The sequence below is a fragment of the Streptomyces sp. AA4 genome (assembly GCF_000158875.1).
Lineage (GTDB): Bacteria > Actinomycetota > Actinomycetes > Mycobacteriales > Pseudonocardiaceae > Amycolatopsis.
In genome coordinates this window covers 1-12,899 of sequence record NZ_GG657747.1, presented here as the reverse complement: position 1 = coordinate 12,899, position 12,899 = coordinate 1, and the positions used below count along the sequence as shown (strand labels likewise).

General features: G+C 68.2%; 14 protein-coding genes and 2 tRNA genes. 4 read left to right on the top strand and 12 right to left on the bottom strand.

Annotated features, from left to right (window positions below; translation table 11 throughout):
- Window positions 1-47: 47 nt before the first annotated feature.
- A complete protein-coding gene (locus tag SSMG_RS38850) occupies window positions 48-524 on the top strand; it encodes a MarR family winged helix-turn-helix transcriptional regulator (RefSeq protein WP_009085488.1) in 477 nt (158 codons plus the stop codon).
- Between the two features lie 46 nt (window positions 525-570).
- Window positions 571-1,635: an ankyrin repeat domain-containing protein gene (locus SSMG_RS38845; RefSeq protein ID WP_009085487.1), complete on the top strand. Its 1,065-nt coding sequence runs from the start codon at window positions 571-573 to the stop codon at window positions 1,633-1,635.
- Window positions 1,636-1,716: 81 nt separating this feature from the next.
- Here the strand turns inward: SSMG_RS38845 and SSMG_RS45755 are convergent, their stop codons facing one another.
- Window positions 1,717-1,878 (bottom strand): hypothetical protein, encoded by a 162-nt coding sequence (locus tag SSMG_RS45755; RefSeq protein WP_009085486.1) that lies wholly within the window; start codon window positions 1,876-1,878, stop codon window positions 1,717-1,719.
- A 172-nt stretch (window positions 1,879-2,050) separates the two neighbouring features.
- Between SSMG_RS45755 and SSMG_RS44085 the strand changes: the two genes are divergently transcribed.
- Complete coding sequence (locus SSMG_RS44085; RefSeq protein ID WP_078561220.1) at window positions 2,051-2,281, top strand: ester cyclase; 231 nt, start codon at window positions 2,051-2,053, stop codon at window positions 2,279-2,281.
- 6 nt (window positions 2,282-2,287) lie between these two features.
- Here SSMG_RS44085 and SSMG_RS38835 read toward each other — a convergent pair whose 3' ends face one another.
- A complete protein-coding gene (locus tag SSMG_RS38835; RefSeq protein ID WP_009085485.1) occupies window positions 2,288-2,926 on the bottom strand; it encodes an antibiotic biosynthesis monooxygenase in 639 nt (212 codons plus the stop codon).
- Between the two features lie 84 nt (window positions 2,927-3,010).
- Between SSMG_RS38835 and SSMG_RS47450 the strand changes: the two genes are divergently transcribed.
- The gene (locus tag SSMG_RS47450; protein WP_255409793.1) at window positions 3,011-3,136 is read left to right on the top strand and encodes a hypothetical protein; all 126 of its coding nucleotides are present in this window, start codon (window positions 3,011-3,013) and stop codon (window positions 3,134-3,136) included.
- 56 nt (window positions 3,137-3,192) lie between these two features.
- Here the strand turns inward: SSMG_RS47450 and SSMG_RS38830 are convergent.
- From SSMG_RS38830 to recF, 10 genes are all read right to left on the bottom strand, one after another.
- Window positions 3,193-3,265: transfer RNA gene (locus SSMG_RS38830), tRNA-Ala, on the bottom strand.
- Between the two features lie 30 nt (window positions 3,266-3,295).
- The gene (locus SSMG_RS44520) at window positions 3,296-3,466 is read right to left on the bottom strand and encodes a DLW-39 family protein (protein ID WP_009085484.1); all 171 of its coding nucleotides are present in this window, start codon (window positions 3,464-3,466) and stop codon (window positions 3,296-3,298) included.
- 157 nt (window positions 3,467-3,623) lie between these two features.
- A complete protein-coding gene (locus tag SSMG_RS38825) occupies window positions 3,624-4,394 on the bottom strand; it encodes a phosphotransferase (protein WP_009085483.1) in 771 nt (256 codons plus the stop codon).
- A complete protein-coding gene (locus SSMG_RS38820; RefSeq protein WP_009085482.1) occupies window positions 4,391-5,782 on the bottom strand; it encodes a hypothetical protein in 1,392 nt (463 codons plus the stop codon). The genes SSMG_RS38825 and SSMG_RS38820 overlap by 4 nt, the downstream gene beginning before the upstream one ends.
- An 89-nt stretch (window positions 5,783-5,871) precedes the next feature.
- Window positions 5,872-5,945: transfer RNA gene (locus tag SSMG_RS38815), tRNA-Ile, on the bottom strand.
- Window positions 5,946-5,995: 50 nt separating this feature from the next.
- Window positions 5,996-6,652, bottom strand: a complete 657-nt coding sequence (locus SSMG_RS38810; RefSeq protein ID WP_009085480.1) for a DUF3566 domain-containing protein — start codon at window positions 6,650-6,652, stop codon at window positions 5,996-5,998.
- A gap of 35 nt (window positions 6,653-6,687) precedes the next feature.
- Window positions 6,688-9,315 carry a DNA gyrase subunit A gene (gene gyrA, locus SSMG_RS38805; protein WP_009085478.1) on the bottom strand — a complete coding sequence of 876 codons (2,628 nt, stop codon included), beginning with the start codon at window positions 9,313-9,315 and terminating at the stop codon, window positions 6,688-6,690.
- Window positions 9,316-9,365: 50 nt separating this feature from the next.
- Window positions 9,366-11,333: a DNA topoisomerase (ATP-hydrolyzing) subunit B gene (gene gyrB, locus SSMG_RS38800; protein ID WP_009085476.1), complete on the bottom strand. Its 1,968-nt coding sequence runs from the start codon at window positions 11,331-11,333 to the stop codon at window positions 9,366-9,368.
- Window positions 11,334-11,530: 197 nt separating this feature from the next.
- On the bottom strand, window positions 11,531-12,208 hold the full coding sequence (locus SSMG_RS38795) for a DciA family protein (RefSeq protein WP_286157097.1): 678 nt from the start codon (window positions 12,206-12,208) through the stop codon (window positions 11,531-11,533).
- Between the two features lie 67 nt (window positions 12,209-12,275).
- Window positions 12,276-12,899 (bottom strand): DNA replication and repair protein RecF (recF, locus tag SSMG_RS38790; protein ID WP_037718901.1); only part of this gene is annotated, 624 nt, incomplete at its 5' end.

Genomic DNA, 12,899 nt, shown 5'->3' with positions numbered 1-12,899 from the left:
CCTCTCGAACTGTTGCGAGCCCCAGCCTTGAATGACAGCATGCTGTCATGTCTGACAAGCTAGCGATACGACAGCATGCTGTCAAGAAGGCCTGCGACGCCTATAACGACCTGATGGAGGAGGTCATCCGGCTCTCCGACGTCCTGGAAGCGGTCGGCAACGGCATCGCCCGCCCGACGGGACTGAGCGTCGCGCGGTACCAGGTGCTGGCCGCGGTCGAAAAGGAAGCCGCCCCGGTCGCGGCGATCGCCACCCGGCTGGGCCACACGAGGCAAAGCGTCCAGCGAGTCGCCGATCTGCTGGTCGACGACGACCTGGCCCGGTATCGCCCGAACCCCGCGCACCAGCGCGCCAAACTGCTCGAGGTCACCCCGACCGGCCGGGCGGCTTTGCACCGAATGCAAGCGGCGTACGAAGATCTGGCGCTCCGCACGACTGACGGCCTTGACCTGGAACGCCTCGAACTCGCCCGGCAGACCCTCATCGAACTGCAACACCGATTGCGATCCGAATTGCCCTCCTGATCATTAGGCTGGCGTCGCCGGAAGCCACGCCGAGGAGAAACCCGCGATGCGCAAGAGAAAAACACTGCCGAAGAACTTCGGTGAAATGCTGACCTCGGCGTCGCTCGCCGAACTCCAGGCAGTGTTCCGGCGCACCGAGTTGGACGCCCGCGGCGGCTACGGCAAGGCGACCGCGCTCGGTTTTCTCGACTGCCCGGACGAACTCATCGCCTGGCTGGCCGGCCAAGGCCTCGACGTAGACGCGGCCGACCACTACGGCGAGACTCCACTGTGGACTCGTGCCCAAGCCGGGCACTCAGCACAGATCCCGCTGCTGCTTTCGCTCGGCGCGGACATCGAACGACCCCGCGCGCACAGCGGCACTCCGCTGCACGGCGCGACCAGCGGGCAGCGTGCGGAGACCGTGCGAGTTTTGCTCGAACACGGGGCGAACATCCACGCCACGATCGACGGCAGGCCTGGCCGCACCCCGCTCCTGCACGGCCTGCGGCACACGGAGAACATCGATATCGCCGAAATGGCCGAAACCGCGGCGCTGCTCCTCGAAGCCGGCGCGCCGGTGACGGACGAAGCGCGCGATCTCGTCCGCCGGATCGGCGCCAACTTCGAGTTCCACCGCACGCGTTTCAGCCGCGATCTCCTGGACGCGACCGACGCCGGGCTGCGCGAGTTGTACCGCTTGTTTGACGTCGAACCGGTCCCGCCGCGACTGATCCACGACGGCACCTCCCCGATCGAGATGCCCGACGGCACCTGGCAGAAGCAGCACGAGCTGCTGTGGGAACTGCTCGTCCCGTCCGGGGGCGCGGCGGAAACCGTGCAGGGAGAAGCGATCCGCGTATCAGGAAAGGTCGCTCGCGAGATCCTCGGCAACGGCGGCGTGAACTGGGATCGCGCCTTCCGCGCCATGATCGACGCGCTCCCCGGCTACTTCGCGTCGGGCACCCCGCTGCCCGACGCCGAACTTCACGAAGCACAGGCCCTCGCCAAACGCACCCGCTCCGGCAACGGCGACGACGACGAACTCGCCCGGCTGTCCGAACTCGCCGTCGCGTGGGTCCGGCTCAACCCGGCCCCGTTGCCGTTGGCTTCTCCCAAATACGACCGTTAGCCGGACAGCACCGCGCCCAACTGGGTGGCCAGCCACCGTTCGAACGCCGCGGGTGTCCATCCGCAGCGCCGAACTAGCCGGTCATAGGACCTCGGGCGCGGTCAGCGTCCAGACGGCGTCGACCGTCTCGTCGAAGCCGAATCTGCGCGACGGCAGGAGCCCGCGCTCGGCGAGGCCGCGGAGGCTGTTCGTGTTGCCCTTTCTGCGTTCGGAATCAATGGTCGCGACGAAGGCCTCCACCACCTTGTCGCCACCGGGACCGTGTTGTACACCGTCTGCGGACTGACCCCCGCCGCCTCGGCGAGCCCGGTGATCGTCATGCCCGCGTAGCCTCCGCCGCCGAGCAGCAGGTCACGGGCGGTCCGCACGATGTGCGCACGGGTCCGCCTGCGCCTTCTCCTCCCGCTGCGGAGCGCTGTACTGCCTTGCCACGGACGACCGGGTCGTCATCCGCGCGACCGCCACCGGCACCGGCGTCGACGCGATTCACGGGCCAGGCACGGAAGGCAAGCCCTACCGGATGACCACGGTGCACATCTACCGCACCGAAGGACTTTTGCTCGCCGAACACTGGGGCGTCCGAGACGAACTCGGCGCCCGCATCCAACTCGGCGCGCTGCCCGCCCTTGCCCCGCAAGGCACCTGATCCGGATCAGGCGGGCGCCTTCGCGGACAGGCCATGCGAAAGGCTGCGCACCATCCGATACCGCCGGACCCCGCTGCCCCGCACTCCCGGAAACTCCTGCACCTTCCGCCATTCGTCGGACTCTCCGACCGTGCCCCGGCCGGACCGCGCCAGCGCGTCGCGATGGGACTGTTCGTCCGTCCACTCCGCATAGTTGAGCACCCGGGTCCCGTCGGTGCTGACGTGGAAGTGCCCGGAGATCCCGCCCGGCGCGGGCTTTTCCTCACTGGACAACGCGTCGAACACGGTGTCCACCCAACGCCGCTGCCGCTGCGCGTCCGCGCCCTCGAACTCGACGCTCACTACGACAATGCAGCCGGGAACCGTCGCGTCGTCCCGATTTCCGCTGCGGTACAACCGGTATTCCACCGGATCACCCCCGGAGATGCCGCGGACGAACTCGGGATCAGCTGAGTTCTCGGTCCACTGGGTATAGACCAGCGACTCTTCTCCCTCGGTACTGGCCAGCGCATGAAACGAAATCAAGCCCTCAGGCCACGGCTCTTTCTCCAGCCGCGCAAGGATTTCCGCCGCCTCCACGGTCGTTTCGGCAACCAGCGCGGCGGCGAAGTCCGAGCGCGCGAAGTCAGGCCGGTTGATAGTCATTGAAGGTCCCTTCGAGATCAGTGCTGACTCTCCAAGGATGAAACTTCAAGGGAAGTTGAAGTCAAGCCGATTGCCCCCGGCCACGTGGATCTGGCGCTCAAGGTGGGCCGCCACGTGGTCACCATCTCGGCGTTTCGCAGCGAGGACTACCAGCCGCCCGCGCTCAACCAGGTATTCGGCGAGGCCATTTCCCGATCATCGACCGGCTGAAACCGGTCCCGTAACGCACGAATCCCCGTCCGGCGCGGGCCGGACGGGGACTGCGGTGGACCTGAGGGGAATCGAACCCCTGACCCCCGCCTTGCAAAGGCGGTGCTCTACCAATTGAGCTACAGGCCCGGTGCGGACCGGGGTCCGCGAAGCATGACGTCAGTTGCGCGAGGCGTCCGCGGCCTTGACCGGCGCGCTGCCGTTCGCCGACGGGGCGGCAGGCGTGGTGGCCTCACGCCACAGGTCAGCCTCGGCCTTGGCCGCCTTGTTCCGCTTGACGACGAACAGGACGCCGCCCGCGACGACCGCGAGTGCCAACAGCTTCTTCACCTGAAGCCCCCTTCTGAGTGCTTGCGCTACCCCACGATGCTACCGGACCCGCCGCGCGTCCCGTCCAGCGGTTCCGTCTCTCGTTCCACGTGGAACACCGGGAATATCCGGAGTGAGCGGTCCGTTGAACCCGACGGCCCTCGCGGCCACGCAACACTCAGCCCTGCCGGTCCTTCTCTTCCCGGCAGGGCTGACTCGTCTCCGCGAGCCGAGCGCGGGTACCCGCGAGACCCGATTCGACCAGGTCAGGGCGGTCGTTCTGCACTCCGTACGCCACCTCGTACCACGGACCCAGCTGGTTCCACGCCCACGCGCGCCGACGCAGTTCCGGAGTGACTTCGTACTCCTCGGAGAACGCCTCGACGCATTCCGCCGACGTCCAGTGCAGCAACCACGCCAGGTCCCGCGCGGGGTCGCCGATACCCACGTCGGTCCAGTCGATCACGCCGCTCAACCGGCCGTCCCGCTTCAACACATGCTCCGGTCCGAGGTCGGCATGGATGACGGTGTCTGCTGGATAATCTCGGACCTCCGCCAGCAGCGCGCGCCCGCGCTCCGCCAGCGGGCCAAGCAACGGCGGAACCGCATCGAGCGCCAGAACTTCCGGCTCGGCACCGAGTTCGCGCGCCTTGGCCGCGTCCGCACTGTGCAACGCATGAAGGAAGCGGCCGAGCACGCGACCGTCCTCGGCGGTCAACTCCGCCGGCTCGCCCGGCACCAGTTCATGCCGGACGACCAACGGATTTTCCCGCCACACCAACGGAATCGGCACCGCCACCGGCAACTGCGGAGCCAGCCACGGCAAGACCCGCGTCTCCCGCAGCAGCCAGGCGCGCACCTCGTCCCGTTTGGGCCGTCGTTCAACCCAACGTCCGTCGACCAGAGTCGCGACGCTGTCCCACCCCTCGCCCAGTTCCTCGCCGGTCACGCCGGACGACCGAGCGCGAACTCAATCTCCGAAATCTGCCCGCTGCCAAGGGAAAGCGTGCCGACCAGCTCCCCGATTCGTTGCCGTTGCGCGGCAGTCGGCCGGGAATACATCGGCAGCTCCAGCCGGTCGCGAAACGCCCCGGACTCCAGGTCGACGATCACCGCTTCCCAGCCGCCGAGGCTCCGGTGCAGCCACCATCCCCGACGCTGAACCACCGGGTCCGCGGAATCCTTCAGCACCGCCAAATCCGCGAGCGACCACAGCCGCGGACTGCTGCTGAGCACGTCCCCCGCCAACCGGGCCGCCCGCGAGTCCTCGCCGGCCATTTCCCGCAGCAGCCAAGGCACCTCCGAGGCAACAGCTTTCCCGCGCAGCAACGACAATCCGATCTTCTTCAACGCCAGATCCGCACTCCGCGCAAGCTCGACGATCTCCGCCCGGTCCAGCTCGGACCCAGCCTCCGCCAGCCCGACGTACCCACGAGCCCGCACCAGCGGCCCGGCAGCAGAACGCGCGACCGCCGCGTAAACCTCGACCGGATCCCGTCCCATTTCCTGCCACCGCAGTCGCGCCCACATCCGCACCAGCACCGACCGGTCGACCAGAAGTCGTTCCACGTCAACGGGATCGAGCTGCTCCGCAGTCAGCTTCACCAACCCCAGCACCCGGCTCTCCGCGGAGCGGCCGCGCAGCAACGACTCGGCGATGACGTCCGGCGCCGCCGACTCGGCGATCACGTGGATCAACTGCCGCCGCACGACCTGGTCCCGTTCCCGCGGCAGCATCCGGACCGCGTCCGCCAAGCCGAGCAGTCCGGTTTCGAAGCTGCGCCGGAACGCGGTCCGCCGGACGTCGAGGTCCTCCGAACTCCGCAGGTACTTCCACACCGACGCCTCGCCATGCGCGTCCACCAGCGCACGCAGATAGCGGCCGAGTACCCCCGAGCCCCGGCCACGCTGCGAAATCCGCTGCAACACCGGCACGATCCGCTCCGCCTGCGCCAACGTCGTACGCCGCAGCACCTCTTGTTCGGCCAGCTCGCGGACCTCGTCGACGTGGTCGGTGACCCGGACCGCCAACGCCCGGTCGCTCACCACTCCAGATGACGCGCACAACACCCGAACGGCCTGCTCGCGAAGCCGGCCGTCGGGGTGCAGCGAAGCCAGCGCCGCGACAACCGGCGCGGCGTTCTTCAGCTTCCAGTCGCGAGCCCGCCCCAGCACCGGCACCGGATAACGGGACTGGCGGGCGTAGTAGTCGATCCGCAGCAACTCGCGCGCGGTCGCCGATGCGAGCCAGGCCTCGGCTTCGGCCAGACCGGACGGAAAACGCCGGTTGGCCGCGGCGAGGCTCAACTGCTCGCGGATCTGCGCTGGAGTCTGCATGCGGATGATTCTCGCGAGGACCCCACCGGACGGTCATCCGAAATACCAGAAAGGCCGGTCCGCGACTGCGAACCGGCCTTCCGGAAATGTGGGCCCACCAGGACTTGAACCTGGGACCTCTTCGTTATCAGCGAAGCGCTCTAACCACCTGAGCTATGGGCCCGTCGAACGAGGAGAACTCTACCGGACCCCTCATCCGCCCTTGCAACCGGGTTACTCTCGCTCCGAGAGCGTGACCTCCAGGCCGCCGGCGAGGTCCGCCGACACGTTGTAGATGAACGCGCTCACCGTGGCCAGCGCGGACACCAGCACGATGTTGATCGCCCCGAGAATGGCCGCGATGCCGAACACGCGACCGGCGCTGATCAGCGGGTCCGGCGACGCGTTCGCGCCCTCGCCGCCGACCAGGGACGAGTACGTGCCGTTCAGCTTGTCCCACACGCCCATGCCGTCGAGCACCGTGTAGAGCACGCCGACCGCGACCAGCCAGACGAAGAACATCGCGACGCCGAGCACCAGTGCCAGCTTCAGCACCGACCACGGGTCGAACCGCTTGATCTGCAGGCTCGCCCGCCGCGGGCCCCGGCCGGGACGGCGCAGCGCGCTCGGCGTCGGCCGGGTGCGGCCCGCGGGCGGCACGTCGGCCGCCGCCGGCGGCGGAGCCTCGCCTCCGAAGAGCCGGGGCGCCGCCGAGCCGGTCACCGGGTAGTCGTTCTCGGCCGCGGCGGCCGGTTCCGGAGCCGCGGTGGGCACGTCCTCGGTCGCGATCCGCGCCGTGGCCATGGCCTCGGAGTCGCCGCCGCCGTCCTTGGCGGTGCGCTGCCAGGGCGGGTTGGCCGACGCGTCGTCGGCCTTGTCGGATGGTGCCACGTTGAGTCAGTCCTTACCCGTGCGTGGGGCGCCGATCACTGCTCCGGCGCCGTGCCGTCTTCTGCTGTGGGCTCCTCTGGCGTAGCCTCGGCCGCTTCCTCCGAAACCATCTCGGAAGCCGAAACTTCCGAAACTTCCGAAACTTCCGAGCCCTCCGAACCTTCAGCGGCGTCGGAAGCCTCCTCGCCACCATTGGCGACGTCCGAACCCTCGTCCGCGTTGCGTGCGACCGCGAGAAGAGTGGTTCCGTCACCCAGGTTCATCAGCCGAACGCCCTTGGTCTGCCTGCCCGCCTTGCGCACGTCCCGCGCCGGCGTGCGGATGACCCCGCCGCTGGACGTGATGGCGAACAGCTCGTCGTCCTCGTCGACGATGAGTGCCCCCACCAGCCTGCCACGTTTGCTGTCGTGCTGAATGGTGAGCACGCCCTTGCCGCCGCGGCCCTGTACCGGATAGTCCTCGATCGGCGTCCGCTTCGCATACGCGCCGTCCGTGGCGACCAGCAGGAACTTGTCCGGTTTGACCACGCTGATGCCGAGCAGTTCGTCGCCGTCGTTGAACCGCATGCCCAGCACGCCCGAGGTCGGCCTTCCCATCGGGCGCAGCGCCTCGTCGGTCGCGTGGAAGCGGATCGACTGGCCGCCCGCCGACACCAGCAGCAGGTCGTCCTCGGCCGCGGCCAGCACCGCGCCCATCAGCTCGTCGCCCTCGCGCAGGTTGATCGCGATCAGCCCGCCCGCGCGGTTGGAGTCGAAGTCGGTGAGCTTCGTCTTCTTCACCAGGCCGCGCTTCGTGGCGAGCACCAGGTACGGCGCGACCTCGTAGTTCGGGATCTCGATGACCTGGGCGATCTGCTCGTCCGGCTGGAACGCGAGCAGGTTCGCCACGTGCTGGCCGCGCGCGTTGCGGTTGGCCTCGGGCAGGTCGTAGGCCTTCGCCCGGTAGACCCGGCCCTTGTTCGTGAAGAACAGGATCCAGTCGTGCGTGGAGCACACGAAGAAGTGCTGGACGATGTCGTCCTGCTTCAGCGTCGCGCCCTGCACGCCCTTGCCGCCGCGCTTCTGCGAGCGGTACAGATCGGTTTTCGTCCGCTTGGCGTAGCCCGTGCGGGTGATGGTGACGACGACGTCTTCCTGCGCGATCAGGTCCTCGACCGACACGTCGCCGTCGAACGGGATGATCTGCGTGCGCCGGTCGTCGCCGTACTTGTCGACGATCTCCATCAGCTCGTCGCGGATGATCGACCGCTGCCGCTCCGGCTTCTCGAGGATGTCCTTGAGGTCGGCGATCTCCAGCTCGATCTCGGCCAGCGTGTCGATGATCCGCTGCCGTTCCAGCGCGGCCAGCCGGCGCAGCTGCATGTCCAGGATCGCGGTGGCCTGGATCTCGTCGATCTCGAGCAGCGACATCAGCCCCGGCCGGGCCTCGTCCGCCGACGGCGACCGCCGGATCAGGGCGATCACCTCGTCCAGCATGTCGAGCGCCTTGACCAGACCGCGCAGGATGTGGGCCCGTTCCTCGGCCTTGCGCAGCCGGAACCGGGTCCGCCGCACGATCACGTCGACCTGGTGCTTCACGTAGTGCCGGATGATCTGGTCGAGCCGCAGCGTGCGCGGCACGTCGTCGACCAGCGCCAGCATGTTCACGCCGAAGTTCTGCTGCAGCTGGGTGTGCTTGAACAGGTTGTTCAGCACCACCTTCGCCACCGCGTCGCGCTTGATCGTGATGACGATCCGCATGCCGGAACGACTGTTGGACTCGTCCGCGATGTCGGCGATCCCGGTGATCTTGCCGTCGCGCACCAGGTGCGCGATGTTCTCCACCAGGTTGTCCGGGTTCACCTGGTACGGCAGCTCGGACACGACCAGGATGGTGCGGCCCTTCGCGTCCTCTTCGACCTCGACGACCGCGCGCATCCGGATCGAACCGCGGCCGGTGCGGTAGGCGTCCTCGATGCCGGACGTGCCGAGGATCATCGCCTTGGTCGGGAAGTCCGGGCCCTTGATCCGCACGAGCAGCGCGGCCAGCAGTTCGTCGTCGGTCGCTTCCGGGTTCTCCAGCGCCCACACGACGCCTTCGGAGACCTCGCGCAGGTTGTGCGGCGGGATGTTGGTCGCCATCCCGACCGCGATCCCGGAACCGCCGTTGACCAGCAGGTTCGGGAAGCGCGACGGCAGTACGTCGGGCTCCTGGGTGCGGCCGTCGTAGTTGTCGCGGAAATCGACGGTGTCCTCTTCGATGTCCGCGAGCATCTGCATCGCGAGCGGCGCGAGCCGGGACTCGGTGTACCGCATCGCGGCCGCCGGGTCGTTGCCCGACGAGCCGAAGTTGCCCTGGCCGTCGATCAGCGGATAGCGCAGCGACCACGGCTGGGCGAGCCGCACGAGCGCGTCGTAGATCGCCGAGTCGCCGTGCGGGTGGTAGTTGCCCATGACGTCGCCGACGACGCGCGAGCACTTGTTGTACCCGCGGTCCGGGCGGAACCCGGAGTCGAACATCGAGTACAGGATCCGGCGCGCCACCGGCTTGAGGCCGTCGCGCACGTCCGGCAGCGCCCGCGACACGATGACGCTCATCGCGTAGTCGATGTAGGAGCGCTGCATCTCCTGCTGGATGTCGACCGGTTCGATCCGGTCGTGTTCCGGCGGCAAGGTTTCCGTCATGGGGTCCTTCTCGGTGAGCAGTCCTGGGGATGCGGGTTAGGAGGGGACGCCTACACGTCCAGGAAGCGCACGTCCTTGGCGTTGCGCGTGATGAACGAGCGGCGGGCTTCCACGTCCTCGCCCATCAGCACGGAGAACAGTTCGTCGGCCTGCGCGGCGTCGTCGAGGGTGACCTGCCCGAGCAGCCGGTTCGCCGGGTCCATCGTGGTCTCCCACAGCTCCTCGGCGTTCATCTCGCCGAGACCCTTGTACCGCTGGATCGCGTCGTCCTTCGGAAGACGGCGGCCCGCCTCGACGCCGGCCTGGATGACCGCGTCGCGTTCCTTGTCCGAGTACGCGTACTCCGGCTCCGACCGCGGCCACTTGATCTTGTACAGCGGCGGCCGCGACAGGAACACGTGGCCGTGCTCGATCAGCGGCGTCATGAACCGGAACAGCAGGGTGAGCAGCAGCGTGGTGATGTGCTGGCCGTCGACGTCGGCGTCGGCCATCAGCACGATCTTGTGGTACCGCAGCTTCGAGATGTCGAAATCGTCGTGGATGCCGGTGCCGAGCGCGGTGATCAGCGACTGGACCTCGGTGTTCTTGAGGACGCGGTCGATGCGGGCCTTCTCGACGTTGATGATCTTGCCCCGGATCGGCAGGATCGCCTGGTACATCGAGTCGCGGCCTTCCTTGGCCGAACCGCCCGCCGAGTCGCCCTCCACGATGTAGAGCTCGCATTCGCCGGGGTCGTTCGAGCGGCAGTCCTTGAGCTTGCCCGGAAGTCCGCCGATCTCCAGCGCGCCCTTGCGCCGCACCAGGTCGCGCGCCTTGCGGGCGGCGAGCCGGGCCTGCGCCGACGAGATCGACTTGTTGATGATCGTCTTGGCTTCGCTCGGGTTGCGCTCGAACCAGTCGCCGAGCCATTCGTTCGACTGCTGCTGCACGAACGTCTTGGCCTCGCTGTTGCCCAGCTTGGTCTTGGTCTGGCCCTCGAACTGCGGTTCGGCCAGCTTGATCGACACGATCGCGGCGAGACCCTCGCGCACGTCGTCGCCGGTCAGGTTCGCGTCCTTCTCCTTGAGCAGCTTCTTCTCGCGCGCGTACGCGTTGACCACGCGGGTGAGCGCGGCGCGGAAGCCCTCTTCGTGCGTGCCGCCCTCGTGCGTGTTGATCGTGTTGGCGAAGGTGTACACCGACGGCGTGAACCCGGTGTTCCACTGCATCGCGACCTCGACCTCGAGGCCGGAGCCCTTGGCGTCGAAGGAGATGACGCTCTCGTGGATCGGGTCCTTGCTGCCGTTGATGTGCTTGACGAAGTCCTCGAGCCCGCCCGGGTAGCAGTAGACGACTTCCTTGACCCTGGCCTGCTTGCCCGCGGCGTCCTCTTCGGTCTCCTCGTCGGCGACGCGCTCGTCGCGCAGCGACAGGGTGAGGCCCTTGTTGAGGAACGCCATCTCCTGCAGGCGGCGCGAGATGGTCTCGAAGTTGTAGGTGGTGGTCTCGAAGATGTCGCCGTCGGCCCAGAACGTGATGGTGGTGCCGGTGTCGGTGGCCGGGCCGAGGTCCTCGAGCGGGCCCGGGACCTGGTTGAGGTACTCCTGGCGCCAGCTGCGGCCGCCGACCTTGATCTCCGCGAGCAGCTTCGTGGACAGCGCGTTCACCACGGAGACGCCGACGCCGTGCAGACCGCCGGACACCGCGTAGGAGTCGCTGTCGAACTTGCCGCCCGCGTGCAGGATGGTGAGCACGACCTCGAGCGTCGGCTTCTTCTCCTTGGGGTGGATGTCGACCGGGATCCCGCGGCCGTCGTCGACGACGCGCACCCCGCCGTCCGCGAGCAGGGTAACCTCGACCTTGGTGGCGTACCCCGCCATCGCCTCGTCCACGGAGTTGTCCACCACCTCCTGGACCAGGTGGTGGAGACCGCGCTCACCGGTGGAACCGATGTACATGCCGGGGCGCTTGCGAACTGCTTCGAGGCCTTCGAGCACGGTGATGGACGACGCGTTGTACTCGCTCTTGTTCTCGGTCACCGGCGTTGTTTCTCCTCGTCTCGCCCGAGCGGACGTCCGCTACTACAACAGTGTACTTGGCCGCACGCGCTCACATGCGGCTAGGACACCCCTCAGCCGGTCGCAGAGGGACGAAATCACCCTCAGTTGAGTCATCTCGTATCTGCACCTGCGCGGCCCGGTTCTCGGGGAACTCATCCGCCGGAGCGCAAGTCCCGTCAGCCGTACGTGTCACGCGGCCCGCGACCAGGCACGTGCCGGGGGCCTTTCCGCCAGCTCGGAGCGGTCGGACCCTGGATCCGCATCCGCTTGACCACGCCGTTCCCGACGCCCGCGGCGATCTTCGCCAGCAATTTGCCCTGCAGCAACCGCAGCTGCGTCGCCCACGCGGTGGAACTCGCGCGGACGGTCAGCTCGCCGTCTTTCAACGCGACCGGCTGGGCGTGTTCGGCGACGTCCTCGCCGACGAGCCGGGCCCACTGCCCGAACACGCGCGCGTTGGTCATCGTGTCCTGCCAGCCGCTGTCGGAGATCAGCCGCGACACGAGCCTGCCGAGCGGCTGCGGGTCGCGCGGATCCGCGCCGGGCCCGGACCAGCGCCGGCGCGCCCGGTTCTGCCCGCCGCCCCCGGTGATCCGGCCGCGCCGCAGGTTCGGCGGGGCTCCGCGTTCGCGGGCTTTGGCCTTCGCCGCCTCGAGCGCGGCGTGCGCGAGGTCGCGGCCGCTCGGTTTGTCCCCGGCGGGCGTCTCGTTCGGCCCAGTGGAACTGTCACGCTCCGTGGCGTCGCGGACGGGATTTCGAGGGTTAACCCGCGCTTCCGGGGTGTCAAGACCGCCATCCGGCCGGTTCGTCACGCGCGGCGATAACGCGCCACCGGGTTTATCCACACTGTCCACAGGTTTGTCCCCAGATCGGTGGGCAACCCGCGTGACCCCGGTCACCCCGCGTGGTCGTCGTGGCTGTTCAGGCACGGTTCACCTCCCCGTCGGCCACCGTGAACCTCGCTCCGGCGAGCTCGGTGGGCACGTCCTCGGCCACCGCCGCGGTGATGAGCACCTGTTCGGCGCCCGCGGCGACCTCGGCCAGCCGGGCCCGGCGCTTGCGGTCGAGTTCGGCGAACACATCGTCCAGCAACAAGACCGGTTCGCCCGCTTCGGCACGCAGAAGTTCGTAACTTCCGAGCCGCAACGCGAGCGCGAACGACCACGACTCGCCGTGACTCGCGTATCCCTTCGCCGGCGCCTCGCCGAGGATCAGCTCCAATTCGTCCCGATGCGGGCCGACGAGACTGATCCCTCGCTCCAGTTCCTGCCGCCGCGTGTCAGCCAGCGCCTTCAGCAACAGCTCGCGCAGTACCTCCGGCTCGGCCCGCTCGCCGCCAGGCACTCCGTACGACGGCGGAAGCGCTTCGCCGAGCGAAGACTTGTACGCGATCTTCGCCGGACGAGAGTCAGGCGCGACTCCCATATAAGCGTCAGCCGTGTACGGCGCGAGGTCCGCGATGAGGTTCAACCGTGCCGCCAGCAACTGCGCGCCAGCCACCGAGAGATGGTCGTCCCACACGTCGAGCGTCGACAGCGCGTACGG